General features: G+C 70.2%; 24 protein-coding genes. 14 read left to right on the forward strand and 10 right to left on the reverse strand.

Annotated elements, in window-relative coordinates:
• The first annotated feature begins 441 nt into the window (after positions 1–441).
• From AC6CCG_RS22040 to AC6CCG_RS22055, 4 genes are all read left to right on the forward strand, one after another.
• Positions 442–1536 carry a DNA/RNA non-specific endonuclease gene (locus AC6CCG_RS22040; protein ID WP_496656810.1) on the forward strand — a complete coding sequence of 365 codons (1095 nt, stop codon included), beginning with the start codon at positions 442–444 and terminating at the stop codon, positions 1534–1536.
• Positions 1526–1930 carry a hypothetical protein gene (locus AC6CCG_RS22045; RefSeq protein WP_496656811.1) on the forward strand — a complete coding sequence of 135 codons (405 nt, stop codon included), beginning with the start codon at positions 1526–1528 and terminating at the stop codon, positions 1928–1930. The genes AC6CCG_RS22040 and AC6CCG_RS22045 overlap by 11 nt, the downstream gene beginning before the upstream one ends.
• A 1-nt stretch (position 1931) precedes the next feature.
• Positions 1932–2195, forward strand: a complete 264-nt coding sequence (locus AC6CCG_RS22050; RefSeq protein WP_496656812.1) for a sigma-70 family RNA polymerase sigma factor — start codon at positions 1932–1934, stop codon at positions 2193–2195.
• 320 nt (positions 2196–2515) lie between these two features.
• Positions 2516–3715, forward strand: coding sequence for an MFS transporter (locus AC6CCG_RS22055; RefSeq protein WP_496656813.1), 1200 nt, complete (start codon positions 2516–2518; stop codon positions 3713–3715).
• A gap of 93 nt (positions 3716–3808) precedes the next feature.
• On the opposite strand, the gene AC6CCG_RS22060 is transcribed toward AC6CCG_RS22055, so the two are convergent.
• The 3 genes from AC6CCG_RS22060 to AC6CCG_RS22070 are packed head-to-tail and all read right to left on the reverse strand — an operon-like array spanning position 3809 to position 5529.
• Positions 3809–4159, reverse strand: a complete 351-nt coding sequence (locus AC6CCG_RS22060) for an HIT family protein (protein WP_496656814.1) — start codon at positions 4157–4159, stop codon at positions 3809–3811.
• Between the two features lie 27 nt (positions 4160–4186).
• The gene (gene cynS / locus AC6CCG_RS22065) at positions 4187–4639 is read right to left on the reverse strand and encodes a cyanase (RefSeq protein WP_496656815.1); all 453 of its coding nucleotides are present in this window, start codon (positions 4637–4639) and stop codon (positions 4187–4189) included.
• 2 nt (positions 4640–4641) lie between these two features.
• Positions 4642–5529 (reverse strand): formate/nitrite transporter family protein, encoded by an 888-nt coding sequence (locus AC6CCG_RS22070; RefSeq protein ID WP_496656816.1) that lies wholly within the window; start codon positions 5527–5529, stop codon positions 4642–4644.
• 188 nt (positions 5530–5717) lie between these two features.
• Between AC6CCG_RS22070 and AC6CCG_RS22075 the strand changes: the two genes are divergently transcribed.
• The 3 genes from AC6CCG_RS22075 to AC6CCG_RS22085 are packed head-to-tail and all read left to right on the forward strand — an operon-like array spanning position 5718 to position 7446.
• On the forward strand, positions 5718–6746 hold the full coding sequence (locus tag AC6CCG_RS22075; RefSeq protein ID WP_496656817.1) for a hypothetical protein: 1029 nt from the start codon (positions 5718–5720) through the stop codon (positions 6744–6746).
• A 50-nt stretch (positions 6747–6796) separates the two neighbouring features.
• Positions 6797–7057, forward strand: coding sequence for a ribbon-helix-helix domain-containing protein (locus tag AC6CCG_RS22080; protein WP_496656818.1), 261 nt, complete (start codon positions 6797–6799; stop codon positions 7055–7057).
• A complete protein-coding gene (locus AC6CCG_RS22085; protein ID WP_496656820.1) occupies positions 7054–7446 on the forward strand; it encodes a PIN domain-containing protein in 393 nt (130 codons plus the stop codon). The genes AC6CCG_RS22080 and AC6CCG_RS22085 overlap by 4 nt, the downstream gene beginning before the upstream one ends.
• A 75-nt stretch (positions 7447–7521) precedes the next feature.
• On the opposite strand, the gene AC6CCG_RS22090 is transcribed toward AC6CCG_RS22085, so the two are convergent.
• Both AC6CCG_RS22090 and AC6CCG_RS22095 read right to left on the reverse strand, forming a co-directional pair.
• Positions 7522–8355, reverse strand: coding sequence for a class I SAM-dependent methyltransferase (locus AC6CCG_RS22090; protein ID WP_496656821.1), 834 nt, complete (start codon positions 8353–8355; stop codon positions 7522–7524).
• 28 nt (positions 8356–8383) lie between these two features.
• Positions 8384–8698 (reverse strand): GNAT family N-acetyltransferase, encoded by a 315-nt coding sequence (locus AC6CCG_RS22095; RefSeq protein ID WP_496656823.1) that lies wholly within the window; start codon positions 8696–8698, stop codon positions 8384–8386.
• A gap of 124 nt (positions 8699–8822) precedes the next feature.
• On the opposite strand from AC6CCG_RS22095, the gene AC6CCG_RS22100 reads away from it, so the two are divergent.
• Complete coding sequence (locus AC6CCG_RS22100) at positions 8823–9329, forward strand: GNAT family N-acetyltransferase (RefSeq protein ID WP_496656824.1); 507 nt, start codon at positions 8823–8825, stop codon at positions 9327–9329.
• Positions 9330–9339: 10 nt separating this feature from the next.
• Positions 9340–10113, forward strand: a complete 774-nt coding sequence (uppS, locus tag AC6CCG_RS22105) for a polyprenyl diphosphate synthase (RefSeq protein WP_496656825.1) — start codon at positions 9340–9342, stop codon at positions 10111–10113.
• Positions 10114–10119: 6 nt separating this feature from the next.
• Here uppS and AC6CCG_RS22110 read toward each other — a convergent pair whose 3' ends face one another.
• A complete protein-coding gene (locus AC6CCG_RS22110) occupies positions 10120–10656 on the reverse strand; it encodes a dihydrofolate reductase family protein (protein WP_496656827.1) in 537 nt (178 codons plus the stop codon).
• An 82-nt stretch (positions 10657–10738) separates the two neighbouring features.
• Positions 10739–12055 carry a GNAT family N-acetyltransferase gene (locus AC6CCG_RS22115; protein WP_496656828.1) on the reverse strand — a complete coding sequence of 439 codons (1317 nt, stop codon included), beginning with the start codon at positions 12053–12055 and terminating at the stop codon, positions 10739–10741.
• Between the two features lie 18 nt (positions 12056–12073).
• Here AC6CCG_RS22115 and AC6CCG_RS22120 point away from each other — a divergent pair, with 18 nt between their 5' ends.
• Complete coding sequence (locus AC6CCG_RS22120; protein ID WP_496656829.1) at positions 12074–12640, forward strand: helix-turn-helix domain-containing protein; 567 nt, start codon at positions 12074–12076, stop codon at positions 12638–12640.
• Between the two features lie 19 nt (positions 12641–12659).
• Here AC6CCG_RS22120 and AC6CCG_RS22125 read toward each other — a convergent pair whose 3' ends face one another.
• The 3 genes from AC6CCG_RS22125 to AC6CCG_RS22135 are packed head-to-tail and all read right to left on the reverse strand — an operon-like array spanning position 12660 to position 15124.
• Positions 12660–13703, reverse strand: coding sequence for a class I SAM-dependent methyltransferase (locus tag AC6CCG_RS22125; RefSeq protein WP_496656830.1), 1044 nt, complete (start codon positions 13701–13703; stop codon positions 12660–12662).
• Entirely contained in the window at positions 13700–14737 is a 1038-nt protein-coding gene (locus tag AC6CCG_RS22130; RefSeq protein WP_496656831.1) for an adenosine deaminase, read from the reverse strand. The genes AC6CCG_RS22125 and AC6CCG_RS22130 overlap by 4 nt, the downstream gene beginning before the upstream one ends.
• Before the next feature lie 6 nt (positions 14738–14743).
• Positions 14744–15124, reverse strand: a complete 381-nt coding sequence (locus AC6CCG_RS22135) for a nuclear transport factor 2 family protein (protein WP_496656832.1) — start codon at positions 15122–15124, stop codon at positions 14744–14746.
• Between the two features lie 61 nt (positions 15125–15185).
• Between AC6CCG_RS22135 and AC6CCG_RS22140 the strand changes: the two genes are divergently transcribed.
• The 4 genes from AC6CCG_RS22140 to dcd all read left to right on the forward strand — a co-directional run bounded on the left by AC6CCG_RS22140 (position 15186) and on the right by dcd (position 19790).
• A complete protein-coding gene (locus tag AC6CCG_RS22140; RefSeq protein WP_496656833.1) occupies positions 15186–16040 on the forward strand; it encodes a siderophore-interacting protein in 855 nt (284 codons plus the stop codon).
• A gap of 206 nt (positions 16041–16246) precedes the next feature.
• Positions 16247–17521 carry an FHA domain-containing protein gene (locus AC6CCG_RS22145; RefSeq protein WP_496656834.1) on the forward strand — a complete coding sequence of 425 codons (1275 nt, stop codon included), beginning with the start codon at positions 16247–16249 and terminating at the stop codon, positions 17519–17521.
• Positions 17522–17707: 186 nt separating this feature from the next.
• Entirely contained in the window at positions 17708–19174 is a 1467-nt protein-coding gene (locus tag AC6CCG_RS22150; protein ID WP_496656836.1) for an RDD family protein, read from the forward strand.
• A 37-nt stretch (positions 19175–19211) separates the two neighbouring features.
• Positions 19212–19790, forward strand: a complete 579-nt coding sequence (gene dcd, locus AC6CCG_RS22155) for a dCTP deaminase (RefSeq protein WP_496656837.1) — start codon at positions 19212–19214, stop codon at positions 19788–19790.
• The last annotated feature ends 8 nt before the right edge of the window (positions 19791–19798 follow it).

The raw sequence follows: 19798 nt of genomic DNA on the forward strand, positions 1-19798 counted from the left end.
CGATCGACTAGGAATTCAGTTCAGCCCTCAGACCGCGAGATGGGTGGGACTCTCGACAACGGCGCGGATGCAGGCGTGGGCTCGACGGTCTGTCCACGATCGGCGTGGTCGGCTAGCCTCGGCGGAGCGGCGGGAGGTGAGGGCGGTGCGGGAGTTGGGTCGGGTCGACGGTGGGCGTGAGGCGGCGGACGACCGTGACGTGGAACCGAGATCGCCGGAGCGGTCTGATGATGATGATCGCCACCGCGCCGACCAGGCCCTGTCCGAGTTGCGCCAGGAGATGATCCGCCAGCGGTACGAGGCTCGGGAGGCGCGGATCGCGAAGGCTTCGGAACGCGGAATCTCGCGCGAGGAGTTCGTGGCGAAGGAGGAGACCGCGCGCGAGGATGCCCGGCAGGCCGCGGAGCTCTCCTCGGCCAGGGACAAGATCAGCAGCCGGCGGTGTGGGGACCGCCGGAGACGCACGAGGCGCAGCGGCGGGAGCCGTACGAGCGACAGGATCGGGCCCTGGAGCACTTCCGGACCGTGCCGGTCGAGGGACCGGACAACACGCCGCTCGACCAGGATCGGCAACGGAAGTTTCCCGCCACAGCCTGGTCGGAATATCGCCCGGTGTTCCCGCCGGGTGACCTGAGTCGTCGGGACGAGCTGGTGTACGAGCGGTACGAGGGACCGGAGGAGGAGCGAGATCCGGAATCCTTCCGCCTGCCGGAGGGCCGGACCGACCTGGCCGGCAGCACCCAGCCGGCCGCCGAGCCACTCCGGGAGCGCTACCCGGCCGGGGTCGACTACACGGAGACCGGGCATCCTGATCTTGGTCGGTACGCGAGCAAGACGGTCGAGCTGCGGAAGGGTTTCGACCGCCCGGAACAGGCTGAGGTGGACGACCGGGTCAACGTGATCTTCGGCTGGGAGAGCACGCCGGAGGGCAAGACGTGGCACAAGTCCGGCGACGGCCGGACGGTGTGGTTGGTCGACACCGAGTTGCACGAGCAGTACGGCCACGCGGACGAGGTCAAGGATCCGGGGCCGCTGCGTCTGGAGACCACGGATCAGGAGCACAAGGAGTTGCTGAACCGCCCTCCGCCGGACAGCACGGTGGTGGTCGACGATCGCTTCACCTATCGCACCGATCAACTGGGTCGCGTCGTCCACGCCTCGGCGAAGCTGGAGGTCGTCGATCTTGATCATCCGCGGGACAAATCGGCGCAGGCGCAGCTGATCGGTAAGCTCCCCGGTGATCACGCGGGGCACCTGTTCGCGAGAATCTTCCAGGGCCCGGGCGAGACGATCAACCTGACGGCTATGGAAGGAAACAAGGTCAACCTCGGCTCCTACAAGATGGCCGAGAACGCTTGGCGGCGGGGGATCGAGGCTGGACGAGAAGTGAGAGTGGAGATCGCCTTGACCTACCGATCGGACAGCCCACGTCCGGATGCCTTGTCCCTGACCTGGTGGATCGATGGCAAGAAGTTCGAGCAGGGCATCCTGAACAAACCCCACCGACGAGCGGAGGCTTCGAACGATGAACCCTGATTCTTGCCAGCTTGCGAAGATCGGCGCAGCTATGGCCGCGTCCGCGCCCGAAGGATGGAGGTCCATCACGCTACGGGTTTCGGCGGTCTCGTCCACCGTGCAAACGTCGCAGCGGATCGAGTTGTCCGACGGAACGGTCGACGAGTCGCAAGGCGTGGGACCTGATGGTCATTTCGCACTCGATGACCTGCGCGACTCCATGTATCAGGAAGGTGTTGGCACCTGGTACACCGCGACCTTCACACTGACGTCGGACGGCCAACTGGAGACTGACTTCGATTACGACGAGGCTCCGTTCGACGGCGATTTCACTCCCGAGATGCTCGAAGATGATCAAGAGGCCTACCCGCGCAGCCCGGAGAACCTTCCGGCCTGGCATCCCTCCCGCCCCTGAGATGAGCACGTTCCCGGCCGAGCAGCTGGAGGCGCACCGGATCGGGCTGACTGGGTTCTGCTACCGGATGCTCGGTGGTGCGGCCGAGGACGCGGTGCAGGAGACGATGTTGCGAGCCTGGCGGGCGGCCGACTCGTACGATCCGGCCCGAGGCGCATTCAGCACCTGGCTCTACCGGATCGCGACCAACCTCTGCCTGGACCTGCTCCGCGGGTCGGCTCGCCGAGCGGTCGCGACCGAGCTGGGGCCGGCGGCGAACGGGTGATCAGCGGAGCGTTCCCGGCCGGGCGCTACCTGGTGCTGGAGCACCGCGGCCATCCCGACACGATCAGCGGGTCGCACACCGCGCTGGTCGACTGGGCCGCGGCGCACGGGATCGCGTTGACCGGCAGCCCGGACCGGCTCCGCTGGGGGCCTGATGTACGAGGCGTACCTGACCGATCCCGAGCAGGAACCCGACCCGTCCCGCTGGGTGACCGAGCTGGCCTACCTCGCTCCGGAGCCGGTCGCCGCGAGCGGCTGAGATCGCTTCCCGTACCGTTGATCCGCCGGCCCGAGCGGGTCTGCGGGGAGGCGTACGGAGCAATGCAGGCGGGCGACACGGCGATCGGCGTGGTCGCCCGCTCCCGGTTCCTCCGGGCCGCCGTGGTCGCCCTGTTCTGCTCCGGAATCGGGGTCTCCGCGGTGACGCCGCAGTTGACGCTGTTCCTGGTCGAGGAGCTGCACGCGTCGCTGACCGTGGCCGGCCTGTACTACCTGACCAATCTGGCGGCGCCGGTCGCCGGCTTCCTGGTCGGACGCTGGTCGGACCGCTCAGCCGATCGACTCCTGATGTTCCGGGTCTGCGCGGTCGTCGGCGCGGTGGGCTGGCTGGTCGTCGGGCTGGCCCAGGCGATCTGGGTGCCGTTCGTGGTCAGTGTGGTCGCGCTGAGCATCGGCGGTGCGGCGATGGGGCAGTTGTTCGCCGCCTGCCGTGACGAGCTGAGTCGGCATCCGACGACGGTCGACAACCAGGTGATCGCGCTGGTGCGGATGGCGTTCACGGCCGGCTGGGTGCTCGGGCCCGTCCTCGGCAGTTGGTACGGCAGCTTCGCCGGACTCCGAGCGATGGTGTTCGCGACCGCGGCTCTGGTGCTGCTGCAGATCGTGCCGCTCGGCCGGCAGCGGGTGCTCCGCTACCGCCGGCCCGAGACGCCCGGCACCGTACGGGATCCGGGCGTGCGGCGGATGCTGCCGTTGTTGATCTTCATGGCGTTGATCGTGCTGGCGATGGCCGGCGACACGATGAAGTTCGGCTACCTGCCGATCTACATGGAACAGCAGTTGCACCTGTCGCCGCTGCTGCGCGGTGCCGTGATCGGCGTCCAGCCGCTGCTGGAGTTCGCCCTGATGCCGATCGCGGCACGATTGGCGGACCGGTTCGGTGCGCTCCGGGTGCTGCCGGTCGGCGTCGCGTTCGGCGTCACCGGCAACCTCACGTACGCCTTCTCGGACGGGGCGGCCGGGCTGTTCGCCGGGCAGCTGCAGATCGCCCTGCTCTGGGCCTGTATCGGCGTCCTCGGCGTGACGATCGCCCAGGATCTCTATCCCGAGCGGGTGGCCACCGCGTCCGGCCTGTTCATGAGCTCGATCCCGGTGGCCGGCGCGGTGGGCGGTGTGATCGGCGGGATCGCGGTCGGCACGTTCGGCCTGCCCCGGGTGTTCCTGCTGCCGGCCGTGCTGACCTTGATCGGCTGCGTCGGCCTGGTCGTGCTGGACCGGGCCCTGCGCCGGAACGGCCCTTAGGCCGACACGCTCCCTGAGCCTGTCGAAGGGCAGGGGCCCGATCTGGCTCGGCACTTCGACGGGCTCAGCGCTCGTTCGACGCCAGCCACCTGGTCAGCCGAGGACCGGTCCGCTCGCCACGTGCACGTGCAGGTGCTTGGAGTCCTGGTAGTCGCCGAGGTTGGTCAGGACGCGGGCCGCGCCCCGCTCGGCCGTCAGCTCGGCGGCGATCCGGCGGACCACGGCGAACAGGTCCCGCAGCACCGGCTCGTCGGCCTCGGTGACGGTGATCAGCGAGGCCAGATGGACCTTGGGAATGACGACGACATGATCACGCCAGTACGGCCGGGTGTGCCGGAACGCCAGCACCTGGTTGGTCTCGGCGACGACGTCGAGCTCCCCGGTCCGGCGCAGCGCCACGTCGCAGTAGAAGTCCGTGCCCTGGTAGCCGGTCAACTCGTCCATCGCCGCAGTGTGTCACGGAAGAGTTGATCACCAGCGATAGTCGAGGAACTTCCCGTCGAAGGTGACGACCACCCGGTCGCCGTCCGGGTCCGGCCGCCGCGCGAAGTCGATCTTGAAGTTGATCGCGCTCATGATGCCGTCGCCGAACTCCTCGTGGATCAGTTCCTTCAGGGCCGGGCCGTACACGGCGAGCGCCTCGGTGAATCGGTAGACCGTCGGATCCGCGGCGAGCCGGGGATCCGGGCCGCGGGCCGGCTGCTGCCGCAGGCTTTCCGCGACCCGGTCGTCCAGGTCGAGCAGCGCGCAGGCAGCGGCGGCCTGGGCCTCGGTCATCGGATGCGAGCCGAGCAGCGCGGCGGTGGTCCATACCAGTGGGGCGTCGACAGCCTGGGCCAACTCGGCCCAGCTGACTCCGCGGCGGACCCTGGCCGAGTTGATCAAGGTGGCCGCGGTCGCCTTGTCCATGATCGAGTCTTCCATGATCAGCTCTCGGCGCCGGCGACGGCCGGGACTCGGTCGGGGGTGGCGGCCGGCTTGGTCTCGGCCACGACGGGCTCGGCGACCACGCTCCGGGCGCGTCGGGTGCGGGCGTGGGTGAGGAAGATCGGCAGGCCGACGAACGTGAGACCGCCGACCAGGTTCCCCAGCACGGTGGGGATCTCGTTCCAGAGCAGGTAGTCGATCACCGTGAACTCGCCGCCCAGCAGCAACCCGGACGGGAACAGGAACATGTTGACGATCGAGTGCTCGAAGCCCATGTAGAAGAAGACCAGCACCGGCAGCCACATGCAGAGGATCTTGCCGGGCACGCTCTTCGACACCAGGGCGCCGATCACGCCGGTCGAGACCATCCAGTTGCACATCACGCCACGCAGGAACAGGGTCAGCATGCCGGCGGCACCATGATCGGCATAGCCGACCGTCCGGCTCGCGCCGATCTGGCCGATCGCCTGGCCGACCGCGTCCGGTGCCTGCGTGAAGCCGTACGTGAAGTAGACGGCCATCATGAGCGCAACGGTCAGCGCGCCGGCGAAGTTGCCCAGGAAGACCAGGCCCCAGTTGCGCAGCACGGCCCGGACCGTGATGCCGGGCCGCCGGTCCAGCCAGGCAAGCGGCGCCAGCGTGAACACACCGGTCAGCAGGTCGAAGCCGAGCAGGACGAGCAGGCAGAACCCGACCGGGAACAGCAGCGCCCCGATCAGCGGCTGCCCGGTCTTGGTCGAGATGGTGACCGCGAACGCGGCGGCCAGGGCGAGGATCGCGCCGGCCATGAAGGCGCGGATCAACGTGTCGCGGGTGCTCAACTGCACCTTGGCCGCGCCGGCGTTGATCATCTGCTGCGCGAGTTCGGTGGGACTGACGTACGACATGGGCTGGAGCCTCCCCAGGCTGAAGGGCATGCGTGCGACGGGCGTTGGTCGCCGACGCTAGGTTCCGCGCGTTCCGGCGGTGTTACGGAGCCGTCTCCGGGCCGTGAAAGGCACCGCACAGGCCGGCCGGCGGCCTGTGCGGTCGCGACTATCCTGAATCGCGCGTCGACAACAGGATTGAGGTACGGATGCGCCGAGCCGGAGGGCTGATCGTCTCCTTGCTGATCATGGTGTCGGCGGTACTCCTGGCCACGGCCTGCACGATCGAGCCGCCGGAAGTACGGCTTCCGCCGCCCGACCGGTATCAGCCACAGGATCCGGTGGGCGAGGACAGCGTCGCCCGGCCGGTACCGCCCGGAACGGCCGAAACGATCACCGGGCCGCTGGTCGCGGCCGGTGCCTTCTGTGCCCAGGTCCGGAGCAACGCCGAGGGACGGGCACTGTGGTGCCGCAACCGGGTCACCGAGGATCCCTGGGTGGCCCAGTTCCTGCTGGACGAGCACGATCGGCTGGCCTGGGCCTGGTTCCCGCAGCCGCCGGTTCTCGAGCAGGACAACCCCGATCGCCGCTCGGACATCGAGCGACTGACCGCGGTGGCCGCGCCGAGTCTCGGCGCGCTGTGGCCGGACAGCGCCGAGCGGATCGCCGAGGAGCTGGCCGGTTACGACCTTGATCACGGCCGGTGGCTCGAGCGGGCCAGGGCTAAGGAGGGAGCGTTCACCCGCAGTTGGCGCGATGATCATGCCGACTACACGATGTCCAGCAGCCCCGGGCTGCTCGTTGCGGGGCACGACGCATCGGTGGACCGGTGGCCGTCGGACGCCGCGCACTACGCCAACCGGATGAGCCTGGCGGTCGGCGACCTGCAGGAGTCCGGCTTCGAATGCTTCTACCCGCCGCAGGACTACTGCCGCCGCGAGTTCCAGGAGTTCCGGGTCTCGCTCCGCGGCGACCGCATCGTCACGGCCGACTTCTTCGTCGCCGGCGACGAGACGCTGGCCGAGGTCTTCCCGCGCGGCCTCACCTTCCTCACCCCGGCCGTACGGGCGGCGGTCGGCGCCAAGATCGAGGAGGCCCGGAAGGCCCGGCAGGACTACCTCGGCATCGTCGCGGGGACCGTGGTCGCCGTCGACGCAGCGCCGATCCCGCCGATCGGCGGCTCGGTGCCGATCACCGTCCGGGTCGGCGCGCCGCTCGCCGGCGGCTATCCGATCTGATCACAAAGGACCTGACCGCCAGCGGTCATACCAGTTGTACAATCGTCGGTATGACCAGGAAGATCGGGGTGTCGCTCCCCGACGATCTCTACGAGTGGGCGACGGCTGCGGTGGCCGAAGGGCGGGCGGAGTCGGTCTCCGCGCTCGTGGCCGAGGGGCTGGAACTGTTGGAGGCCAGGGCGCACCTCGAATGGATCGTGGCTGATCTGCGGACCGACGTGACCGTCGACGAGGCCACGCGGGAGTGGATGGACAACGCGCTGGCGGCAGCTGATCGGGCGCAACGAGGTTCTGCGGGCAAGGTCGCGTGAGGGGCTTCGTTCTCGACACCGGCGCCCTGATCGCGCTCGAACGCCGGAAGCCGTCCATGCTCACCGTCGTCGAGGGTGTCCTGGCGGGCACTGTGCGGGTGGTCGTGCCACGGACAGTCGTCGCGCGGTTGTGGCGTGGCGGGCCGAGGCAGGCCGGCCTGGCGCGATTGATCAGGGCCGGCCGGGCTGATCATGGGCCGGTGATCATCGACGAACTCACGGCCGCGCGTGCGGAGCAGATCGGGATCACGATCGGCCGGGTCAAGCACGCCGACATCGTGGATGTGCACGTGGCCCTCGCGGCAGGCGAACGCCACTGTGCCGTCCTCACTTCGGATGACGCGGACATCGCTCGCGTCGATGCCGACCTGGAGATCGTCCACGTCTGACCAGCCGAACCTCGGCTGGAGGGTCATGTCGTGGCGCGGGCCGCAGGCTGGGTGGGCCCGGGACCTGGCGTCGGCTCAGGGCAGGCGCGGCTTCCGGGCGAGCACGACCTGGGTGTCGCCGGGCCAGTCCCAGAAGAGGCCGTCCGGCGCGTGACCGGCCAGCAGTTCTCGTACGTCTCGGGCGAAGTCGTCCACCTGGTCGCCGAACAGGTGCGGCGCCGAGAACGAGAAGGAGAAGTAGCCGGACAGCACACTCTCGCTGCTCCGTCGTAGATCCGGGATGCCCGGGACGAAGATCGTCCGCGGGGCCCCGAACCGGGTCCGGACCAGGACGTCCTCGAAGCGGTGCGTCCCGGGCGGCGGCGCCGTTCCCTGGCCGAGCCGCTGCTCCGGCCCGAGGTAGCGCCGCACCACGGTCCGGATCTCGTCGTGCGGGATCGGTGGCGACCCGGGGTTCGGCGGCTTGGGCCGGCCCTCGGCCGCGTGCCCGATCAGCGCCAGCGTTCCGCCGGGCTCCAGCAGGTCGTAGACCCGTTCGGCGACGAGTTCCTGATCGGTCCAGTAGAAGGACTGCCCGAACGTCACCAGCCGGTACGGGCCGGGCGCCGCCGCCGGCAATTCCTCGGCCAGCGCCTGGACCCAGTCGATCCCGGTCAGCCTGCTCGCCTCGGCCTCGCGCCGTCCCTCCGCCAGCATGTCCGGGTCCGGATCGAGTCCGACGGCGGTGTCGAACAGAGGCGCCAGCCGGACGGTGAGGATGCCCGGGCCGCAGCCGACATCGAGCAGCCGGCCGGTGCCGTCCAGGCCCGCCTCCCGGGTGAGCACGGCCTCCAGCTCCGGTGCGTACGGCGGCCGGCCCGGTCGGTAGTGGATCGCGGCGCCGCTGTAGGCGGTCGGGTCGTACGACATCGCTGCCTCCCCAGGGTTGGGTGCGGGCTCAGATCGGGTCGAAGATCACCTCGGACCCGACCGGCTGGTAGCCGGCGGCGAGCACCGCCCGCAGCGAGGCCGCGTTGCCCGGGGTGACCTGACACCATACGCCCGCTCCATCGGGGACCAGGTGCCGCGCGGCCTCGACCAGCCGGCGTCCCAGGCCTCGGCCCCGGTGGGCGGGATCGACCTCGAACGCCGCCTCCCAGCGGCCCGCGACGCCGCGGCCGATGGTCAGCACCGCGCCGTCGGTGGCGTAGACGCGGACGTCGTCCCGATGCTGCCGGCTGCGTTCCACCCGGCCGTGATCACTGGCGTCCACCCTGGTCAGCTCGAGGTCAGGCGGACCATCCCGGCCGGTGGCGAGCAGGGCGATCGGCGTACACCTCGGCCAGCTCGTTCATGCGCCTATCCTGCCGCCGGGCGGATCGGTCATATTGGTCCCTGTGACTCTTCCGATGCCCGAACTCCATCCCGCCGTCCGCCCGGCCGCCGAGACCGATGTGCCGGCCCTGATCGGTCTGATCAAGGAACTCGCCGCGTACGAGCGCGAACCGGACGCGGTCAAGATCACCGAGGAGCAGCTCACGGCGCTGCTGTTCGACCCCGACCCCCGGGTCTACGCTCTGGTCGCCGAAGATCAACAGCGAGTGGTCGGCATGGCGATCTACTTCCTCAACTTCTCAACCTGGGAAGGGAAGCTGGGCATCTACCTGGAGGACCTGTACGTCAGCCCGGAGAGCCGGGGCAGCGGTCTCGGCAAGGCGCTGCTGCAGTCGTTGGCGGCGATCGCCGTGGCCCGCGACTACGGCCGGTTCGAGTGGGCCGTGCTGGACTGGAACCAGCCGGCGCTCGACTTCTACCGCAGCCTCGGCGCCGTGCCGATGGACGAGTGGACCGTGCACCGGCTGGCCGGTGACGCGCTGGCCCAGGCCGCGAAGCCGTCCGCATGAACACCCCGCGATGATCGCCGATCTACTGCGGCGGGCCTACCTGGCCGGGCTGCGGCACCGCCTGCGCCGACTGCCCCGGCCGCGGCACGTCGCGCTGGTGATGGACGGCAATCGGCGGTGGGCCCGGCAGCAGGGGTACGACAACCCGAGCGTCGGGCATGCCCACGGTGCCGATCATGTGGACACGCTGCTCGGCTGGTGCAGCCGGTACGGCATCGACGAGGTGACGATCTTCGTCTGCTCCACCGAGAACCTGCACCGGCGGCCGGCCGAGGAGGTCGACTTCCTGCTCGGTGCGATGGAACGGGTGGTCACCGAGCGGGCCGCGCAACCGGGCAACCGCTGGAAGATCGAACTGATGGGCCGGCTCGACGTACTCCCGGACGGCACCCGGAACGCGCTGAAGCGGGCCGCCGAGACCACCGCCGGGCTGACCGGCGGCCGGCTGGCCCTGGCGATCGGCTACGGCGGCCGGCAGGAGATCGTCGACGCCGTACGCGAGCTGCTCTGGGACGAGCGGCGGGCCGGCGGCAGCCTGGCCGACCTGGCCGGGCGGGTCGAGGCCTCCGACATCGCCGGCCGGCTCTACGCGCCGTCGATGAGCGGGGTGGATCTGATCATCCGGACCAGCGGCGAACTCCGGCTGTCCAACTTCCTGCTCTGGCAGAGCGCCCACGCCGAGTTCTCCTTCTGCGACACGCTCTGGCCCGGTTTCCGTGAGGTCGACTTCGTCCGGGCGCTGCGCGATTTCGGCCGCCGCCGGCTGCGGGCCGCGGCGACCTGAGCCAGATCAGCGCCGGACGCGGTAGCGCAGATGGGTGGCCTGCGGGGTGTCGATGACCCGGACGATCTCCAGTTCGATCTCGGCCGGCAGGACGTCGAACAGCCGCCGGCCGCGGCCGAGCAGGACCGGGACCTGGTGCAGCTGCACCTCGTCCAGCACGCCGGCCTCGAGCGCGCGCTGGCCCGTGTAGGCGCCGCGGACCTGGACGTCCTTGTCACCGGCCGCCTCCTTGGCCTGCGCCATCGCGCTCTCGATCCCGTCGGTCACGTACGTCACGAGCGGGTAGCCCCAGCGGGCCGCCGGGCCGGGCGGGCGATGGCTGGGCACGAAGATCGGCAGGCCGTGGTGGCTGCCGCCCCAGTGGTCCATCAGCTCCGCGGTGCGCCGGCCGGCGAGCACGGCACCGCAGCCGGACGTCCACTCCGCCTCGAAGAGCTCGCTCGTCTGCGGGTCCGCGCCGGCCCACTGGTGCAGCCGTTCGCCGTCGGCCCCGCCGAGGAAGTCGCTCTCGTCGGAGACGTACCCGTCGAGCGAGACGGACATGTCGAGGATGGATCTGGACACTTTCGACCTCCCGGGAGCAGTGTGGATCGCCGTACGACGAACCGTCAGGCTAGGGAGCCGATCACGCGCCGGGCTTGTACAGGAGCGACAGTGCCTGGTCCGGTGGCAGCTCCCGCAGCTGGGTGGCGGTATGGCCCAGGAACCGGGTCAGCGAACGCGCCAGATGCGGCTGGTCGTAGTAGCCGAGCAGATGCACCACGTCCATCGCCGGCACCCCGTCGCCGATCAGCAGCGCGGCCTGGCGGACCCGGTCGATCTGCCGGGCCAGCTGACGGGTCAGTCCGGTCGCGGCCACCACGCGGCGCTGGATCGAGCGCGCGCTCCGTACCGGAACCTCGGCGCCGGCCAGGACCTCGGTCACCAGCGGATCGCGGACCAGGATGCCCGCGCTGACCAGGCGCTGCACGAAGACCTCCGCGTTGTCGAAGGTCGGCAGTTCCCACGGCTCGCCCCGGAGCCAGAACGAGGTCGGGTCGACCCTGGTCGCCGAGAGCCCGGAGTCGACCAGCCGGGGCACCGGCAGGTGAGGCATCACGGCCCCGTGAGCGAAGACGATCCCGGACCAGCGGATGTCCGGGTCCGCCATGACCGAGGTCGGTCTCGTCTCCGGCCCGCGGACGGCGACGCGCAGCCGACCGCGGGATTCCGCGAACGCCAGCTCCCAGTGCGTGCTCGCGATCGAGTGCATCCGGGTCGCCGCCAGGACACCGTCGCTGCGGTAGACGCGTTCGATGTACGGGGAGTCCGAGGCCCGGCTCTCGTTCGCGATCGACAGGTTCCGCCGGAACGGTCGTACCTCCCGTACGAGCCGGCCCTCGCCATCGTGGTCACCCGTCGATCTTCGCTCCAACGGGCGCAGACTGCGCTGCAACAGCACGGTGTCCCACCAACGTCCCTGCTTGAACCCGACCGCGGTCAACCGGCCGGTCTCGCGGAAGCCGTGCCGTCGGTGTAGGGCGAGCGAGGCCGGGTTGCCGGTGTCGACGACGACCGCGATGAGCTCGCGGACGTCCGCGGCGGCACAGGCCTCGATCAACGCGGCCAGCAGGGCGCCGCCGACGCCGTGCCCGGTGGCGGTCGGCGCGACGTAGACCGAGTCCTCGACGGTCCGCCGGTACGCGGCGCGCGGCTTCCACCGGGCACCGTAGGCATAGCCGGCGACCCTGCCGTTCAGCTCGGCGACCAGGAACGGGAGCCCGGCCGCCGCAGCGGTCCAGTAGCGCTGGGACCAGTCCCGCCGGTTCGGTGGCGTGATCTCGAACGTCGCCGGCGTTCGCTCCACGTAGTGCGCGTAGATCTCGGTGACGGCGTCGAGATCGCTCGGGACCGCGTCCCGGACGAGCACCGAAGGCTCCGTGATTTCACTATAGTGGAACATGTAGATATTATAGCGGACATGGATCTTCGGGTGCTGGGCGAACGTGTCCGCGGCCTGCGCCTCGAGCGAGGCCTGACGCTGCAGCAGCTGGCTGAACAGTGCGACGTCAGCGTGAGCATGCTGTCCTCGGTCGAGCGCGGCGACAAGGCGGCCACGGTGGTCGTGCTGGACAAGATCGCCCAGGGCCTCGGCACACCGATCGCGGAGTTGCTGGCCGGGCAGTCCGACGGACGGGTGATCGTCCGTCGGGCGGCCGAGCAGGACGTCGCCGACGAGCCCGGGGGCTGGCGCCGGACGATCCTCACTCCGGTGGTGCCCGGGGTGAACTTCGAATGGATCCGGTCCACGCTGCCGCCGGGCTGCGACGCCGGCACCTTCCCGGCCTACGCGCCCGGTTCGCACGAGTTCGTCGTCGTCGACACCGGCACTCTGACCCTGACCATCGGTGACGACCGGTACGAGCTCGCGGCCGGTGACTCGGTCTACTTCGCGGCCGACGTCCTGCACGGCTATGCCAATCACACCGCCGCGGAGTGCCGCTATCACGTGGCCGCGTTGATCATGCGCAGCCGTCGGCCCGGCTGAAGGTCGCCCGCCGCGTTCGTCAGTCGGGACGGCGGGAGCGGGTGACCAGGTAGCCCTGGTCCTGGGTGATCAACTCGGTCCGGCCGATCACCGTGCGGAGCGTGGAACGGTAGGGCAGATGGGTGTTGTAGACCAGCCAGAGCTCGCCACCGGGGCGGAGGGCGCGGGCGGCGTCCTTGATCATGATCAGCGCCGCGGAGCTGTCCTTCGCCGTGCCGCGGTGGAACGGCGGATTGCAGACGATCAGGTCGACGGCATGGTCGGGAACCTCGGTCAGCCCGTCGCTTCGGCGCACCTCGATCCGGTCGGCGAGGCCGTTGGCCGCGGCGGTCGCTCCCGCTGAGCGGACGGCGGCGTGGGAGCTGTCGATCGCGGTGATCCTGGCGGCCGGAAGGTTCCGGGCCAGGGTGCAGGCGATCAGGCCGGTGCCGCAGCCGAGATCGATCGCGGCCTCGGCGGCCGGGAACCGGTCGGCCTGGCCGAGCAGCAGCCGGGTGCCCGGGTCGAGCGCGGCACCGGCGAAGACCCCGCCGTACGCGACCACCTCGAGCCCTGCCACGTCGGCCCGGCGCGGCTCCGGCTCCGCGATGTCCGGCCTCGGCGCCGCGGCGACCAGAGCGCGCGCCTTGCCGAGGCCGAGCGAACCGCGCACCTCGCCGAAAGACCGCTCCAGCGTGGTGTTCATCGAGCGGGTCAGGTGCTTCACCCGGCCGCCGGCAAGCAGGACGACCTCCGGAGCGGCGTGCCGGGCGACGGCCGCGGCGCGGACGTCGAGGGCGTCCAGGCTCTTCGGCAGCCGGGCCAGGCAGAGCTGCGCGCCGGCCGTCGCCGCGCCGAGCTCGTCCTCGACCCGGACCGTGACGCCGGCCGACGCGACGGTCGCTCGTTGATCGGCCAGATCGTCGCAGAACAAGGAGAGTTCGGCGCCCGGCCAGCGATCGGCCGCGGCCCGCAGCAGGCTGCCGTCCTGATCGTCGAGCACGGCCACCCGGTCCGGTCCCGCGAGGCCGAGCCGGTCGGCCTCGGCCATGATCACCCGGCTCACCTGGTCGCCCATGATCATCGGGGCACGGCCGTCTGATCATCGGTCGCGGTCAGGTGATCATCGATCTCGGCCAGCAGGGCGGCCTGGCCGGCCGGGTCCAGATAGCTGCTCCGGACGGCAGTCCGGGCCAGTTCGGCCAGGCCGTGCCGGTCCAGGCCGAGCAGGTCGGCGGCGATCCCGTACTCGGTGTTCAGGGTGGTGCCGAACATCGGCGGGTCGTCGCTGTTGATCGTCACCACCAGGCCGCGCTCCACCATCCGGACCACCGGGTGGACGTCGGTGCCGGCCACCGCGCCGGTCGCGTAGTTGGAGGTCGGGCAGACCTCGATCGGGATCCGGTGCTCGGCCAGATGATCAAGGAGTCGTTCGTCGCGGACGCAGGAGGTGCCGTGCCCGATCCGTTCCGCCTCGAGCTCGTGCAACGCGTCCCAGATCGTCTCCGGCCCGGTCACCTCGCCGGCGTGCGGCAGCGAGTGCAGGCCGGCGGCCCGGGCCTGGTCGAAGTACGGCTTGAACTGCGGCCGCGGCACGCCCACCTCAGGCCCGCCGAGGCCGAAGCCGATCAAGGACGACGGCCCGCGCTCCAGGGCCAGGGCCAGCGTGGACGCGGCAGCATCCAACCCGCGCTCGCCCGGGATGTCGAAGATCCACTGCAGCCGGATCCCATGATCACGTTCGGCGGCGACGCGGGCGTCCTCGATCGCCTCGACGAACGCCTCGCCCGGGATGCCGCGGATCATCGAGGAGTCCGGTGTCACGGTCAGCTCGGCGTAGCGGACCTGCTGCGCGGCCAGGTCCGCGGCCACCTCGTAGGTCAGCATCCGGACGTCCTCGGCGGTCCGGATCAGATCGACCACGGACAGGTAGACCTCGATGAAGTGGCCGAAGTCGGTGAAGGTGAAGTAGTCGACCAACTCGGCCGGGTCGGTCGGCACCACGCCCGGATGCCGGGCGGCGAGCTCGGCGACGATCCGCGGCGACGCCGAGCCGACGTGGTGGACGTGCAACTCGGCCTTCGGCAGGCCGGCGATGAAGCTGGTCAGATCCGACATGTCCCCTCATTCCTCCCGGTACGCCGACCACCGCTCGGCCAGTCGGCCGTCCGGGTCGACCTTGATCAACAGCAGCCTGTCCTGATGCAGCGGCGCTCCGGAGTCCGTCCGCCGGCCGCGCCAGCGAGCCCGTACCGCCACCGCGTCGCCGCCGGCGACCAGGTCGACCAGCTCGAACTCGAGCGGATCGTGCTCGCGCAGGAAGTCTTCCAGGAACGCGTGCGTCGCCGCCGGTCCCGGTGCCGTCCCGGGCGGCGCATCATGATCGACATAGGCGTCATGATCGACATAGGCGTCCGCGAGCAGGTCCGCGCACGCGGTCAGGTCCCGGCGGCCGAAGATCCGGTCGAAATACTCCCGGACTGCGGATTCCGCGGCGTGGACCATGCCCTGACGCTAGTCGTTCGGCGTCAGGTAAGGTCGTCCTTACCATCTTTCGGGAGGACCGTTGAATCAGCCACAGACCCGGCGCAAGCGGGTCGCCAGGACCGTCGAAGTCGTCCGCACCGAGTGGCTGGCGCCCTCGATGGTGCGGGTGATCTTCACCGGCGACGACCTGCGCCAGCTTCCCGAGCTGACGTTCACCGACCACTACGTGAAACTGATCTTCCCGCCGGAGGGCGCCGACTACCGGTGGCCGTTCGACCCGGACGAACTGCGCGAGACCGAGCCGGCGGAGCGGTGGCCGGTGACGCGGACGTACACGATCCGGTCGTACGCCCCGGACAGCAACGAGCTGGCGATCGACTTCGTCGTGCACGGCGACTCCGGCCTGGCCGGGCCGTGGGCGGCGCGGGCGCAACCGGGCGATCTGCTCGGCTTCTACGGGCCGGGCGGCGCCTACGCCCCCGATCCGGCGGCGGACGCGCACCTGTTGGTCGGCGACGAGGCGGCGATCCCGGCGATCGCGGCGGCCCTGGACCGGCTCGATCCGCAGGCGAAGGCGTACGTCTTCGTCGAGGTCGCCAACACCGACGAGGAACTCCCGCTCCGGCAGACCGCGGGCACCACGATCACCTGGGTGCACCGCGACGACACCGGCACCGACTACGGCGTGGCGCTCGCCCAGGCGGTCCGCACGGCCGGCCTGCCCGAGGGACGGGTGCAGGCGTTCGTCCACGGCAACGCCTACCTGGTCCGCGATCTGCGCCGGTTCCTCTTCGTCGAGGCCAAGCTGGACCGTTCGCTCGCCTCGATCTCCGGCTACTGGCGGACCGACTACACCGAGGACCGGTGGCAGTCGACCAAGGGCCAGTTCGTCGCCGAGATGGAGGCTTCCGAACGGGACGCCCTGGTCGGCTGAGGGTTCCGTTCTCCTCGCTCGTGCCGCCCGCTCGCCCGTCGCGGGCTTTCCATCGTCCTGCATCGCGTGGACAATAGGCACGATCATGCCCGGTCGGAGCCGGAAGCGGGAGGCTCCGAAGGTCGGGCGGCGTCGGGGGGATCCGGTGTGGCGCGTTGGCTGAGGCGCAGGCCTGCCGGTGAACGGGGCAAACGATGGGAGTGTGGGTGACGAACACAGCCGAGTCCGTTCGGGGCAGCGGGGAGGTGAGCCGCTGGCGGGCGGCCTACACCCCTGGCGAGTGGGTGGTCCTGTCCGGACCGACGTCGCTGGTGGTGCTGGAGCCGTCGTCGATGGGGCACAGTTCGCTGATCAACACACTGTGGGCCGAGGTGATGGGTTCCTCGTCGCTGGCCGAGGTCGCCGAGCGGCTGGCTCACTACCGGATCGACGAGATGGCCAGTTTCGCGGCGTTCTTCTGGTCGCCGGACGGGATGCGCTCCCTGATCCGCGGCGGCATCACCGTGATGAATCTGGCCGACGGCAAGATCGTCGCCGACGGCGAGGGCGTGCAGACCTGGCGTGAGGTCGGGCTGGAGACGGTCGAGCAGGTGCGGGTCGACCTGGCCAGCAACGGCAACCAGACGCTGCTCGAGCTGCCGCTGGTGGTCGGCGTGGTGACCGCGTCGTCGATCACGCTGGAGGCCGGAGTGGACGCGCGGGTCGTCTCGCCCCAGGCCGGGGCGCCGGTCTCGGCCGCCCAGGTGGAGACCGAGAACGCCGACACCGAGCTGATGTCGGCCGACGCCGACTACTCGTACGACCCGAACGCGGGCCAGTACGGCCAGTCCGCCGAGTACGGGTTCGACGACCAGTACGACGATTCACAGGGCTGGGCCGAGGAGGACGTCGAGCCGACCCAGCGGGTCCGCGAGGAGTACCAGGAGCCGTACGTCTCGCCCGCCGACGCGGCCGGGATCTACGCCGACGAGCCGCGCGGGCGGCGGGCGGCGCCGGACGCCGAGCTGATGGCCGGCGAGTCGCTCATCATGGCCGTGCTCTGCGTACGGCAGCACAGCAATCCGCCGGAGAGCATCAGCTGCCGGGTCTGCGGGGACCAGATCCCGCCGCAGAACCCGCGTCTGGTGACCCGCCCGTCGCTGGCCAGGCTGCACGGCCCGGACGGTGTCGTCGCCGAGCTGGACACGGCCGTCGTGATCGGCCGGGCCCCGAACGCGGACCGCAGCACGGCGGAGAACCCGCGCCTGATGACGGTGCTCAGCCCGGGCCACGACATCAGCCGTACCCACGCGCAGGTGGAGGCCGAGGGCTGGGAGATCGTGGTCACCGACCTGCACTCGACCAACGGCACCGCGGTCGTGCTGGGCGGACCCGACATCGTGCGCCGCCGCCTCGCGCCCGGCGAGTCGATGGTGGTGCCGCTGGGCAGTGTTCTCGAGCTGGGGGACGGCGTCAGCATCGCCGTGGATCCCGCCTCCTGAGCGGGAAGGTCGGGGACCGGCTGCGGAGCTCCCCGCGCCCAGGGTCGATAATCAGCACTGTGCAAGGGCCGATAATCGGCACAGGTTGACGGCACAGCCAATAGGTTGTGGCCTGAACCTAGAGGTTGTCGTGACGCATATGTTGTCGTTACGGGGGATCGATCGCCGTCCGGATAGGAGCCGCAGATGGAATCGCCGCAGCCAGGACCGGCGCCAGGCACAGGCCTGCCGCCGGGCGTGCAGCCGGGTGATGTCGGAAAGCGGATCGCCGCCTACCTGATCGAGTGGGCCGCGCCGGGCATCGTGGTGTGGCTGGTCTCCCTGATCGGGATCCTCGCCCAGAGCGCCGTGCTCTCCCTGGTTCTCGGCCTGGTGTCGTTCATCGCCGTGATCGGCTGGGTGGTCTTCGTCTGGTGGAGCTACGTGAGCCAGGCCGCCGGGCCGGGCATGAAGCTGATGGGGCTGCAGCTGGTCGGGTTCTCCGACGGCCGGCCGCTCAGCTGGGGTCGGGTCATCCTGCGCTGGTTCCTGCTCGGCGTGATCGCCGGCACCGGCATCGGCGCCATCCTGCTCCTCGTCTTCATGATGCAGAATCCGCGCCGGCAGACCTGGCCGGACCAGATCGCCGACGCCGTGGTCATCCAGGCCCGCGCGCTGGCGCCGAAGCAGCTGCCGCAGGACCACCAGCAGCAGTACGCTCCCGGCCCGACCGGCGCCGGCGACCGCGGCCTGTTCCCGCAGCACCAGGAGCACGGCGTGCAGACGCCGGTCCGGTACGGCCAGTCGGACCGCTACGGCCGCGATCAGTACGATGCGCCGGCCGGCGAGCACGGACAGCAGTCGCAGCAGAGCCCGTACCCGCCGCAGGGTCAGGACCAGTACCAGCAGCAGGATCAGTACGGCCAACAGCAGGATCCGTACCAGCAGGATCAGTACGGTCAGGACCCCTACCGGCAAGATCAATACGGTCAGCAGGATCAGTACGGCCAGCCGGACCAGTACGGACAGCAGGGGCAGTATCCGCAGCAGGACCAGTACGGCCAGCAGCAGGATCAGTACGGTCAGGACCAGTACGGCCAGCAGCAAGATCAGTACGGCACCCAGTACGGTCAAGATCAGTACGGTCAGCAGCAGGACGCGTACCAGCAGTCCTACGGCGACCAGTACCAAGATCAATACGGTCAGGACCAGGGCTACGACTCGGCTCCGGTGGCGGCCCCGATCCCCGGTGCCACCCAGTTCCCGGCCGCCGCGCCGCCGCCGGTGTCCGGGAGCAGCGCCGGCTCGGCCGACTACCGGGAGGCCGACCCGCGGCCGCTGGACCAGGGCTGGCGGGCCTCGCTGGACGACGGCCGGGAGATCGCGGTGAACGGTCTGGTGCTGCTGGGCCGCAACCCGCAGGCGCGGCCGAACGAGGACGACGCCCAGTTGATCAAGATCTCCGACGAGACCCGTACCGTCTCCAAGACGCACCTGGCGCTGGGCGTCGACGCCGGCGGGATGTACGTGATGGACCGCGGCTCGACCAACGGCTCGACGGCCACCGACTCGGAGGGGCAGACCAGGCCCTGTGCACCGGGCGACGTGGTGCAGGTCGACGTCGGCACGATCGTGTCCTTCGGTGACCACTGGCTCGAGGTCAAGCGCCCCTGACCGGGCTCCGGCGGCCGGGCGTCGGTAGGGTCTGCCTATGTTGCTTTCGGATCGCGACATCAGCGCGGAGATCGAAGCGGGCCGGATCGTGCTCGAGCCGTACGAGGCCGGGCTGATCCAGCCGTCCAGCATCGACGTCCGGCTGGACCGGCACTTCCGGGTCTTCGAGAACCACCGCTACCCGCACATCGATCCGGCGGAGGAGCAGTCGGAGCTGACCCGGCCGGTCGAGGTCTCCGGCGAGGATCCGTTCATCCTGCATCCGGGCGAATTCGCGCTCGGCTCGATCTACGAGTCGGTCACGCTGCCGGACGACGTCGCCGCGCGGGTCGAGGGCAAATCGTCGCTGGGCCGGCTCGGCCTGCTGACCCACGCGACCGCAGGGTTCATCGATCCCGGCTTCTCCGGCCACGTGACGCTGGAACTGTCCAACGTCGCCACGCTGCCGATCAAGCTGTGGCCCGGTATGAAGATCGGCCAGCTCTGCTTCTTCCGGCTCAGTTCGCCGGCCGAGCACGCGTACGGTTCGGAGCGGTACGGCTCGCACTACCAGGGCCAGCGGGGCCCCACGCCGAGCCGTTCCCATCTGAACTTCCACCGCACCGACATCCCCTGAATGGTGCA

It is taken from the genome of Microlunatus sp. YIM B11417, from assembly GCF_059617205.1.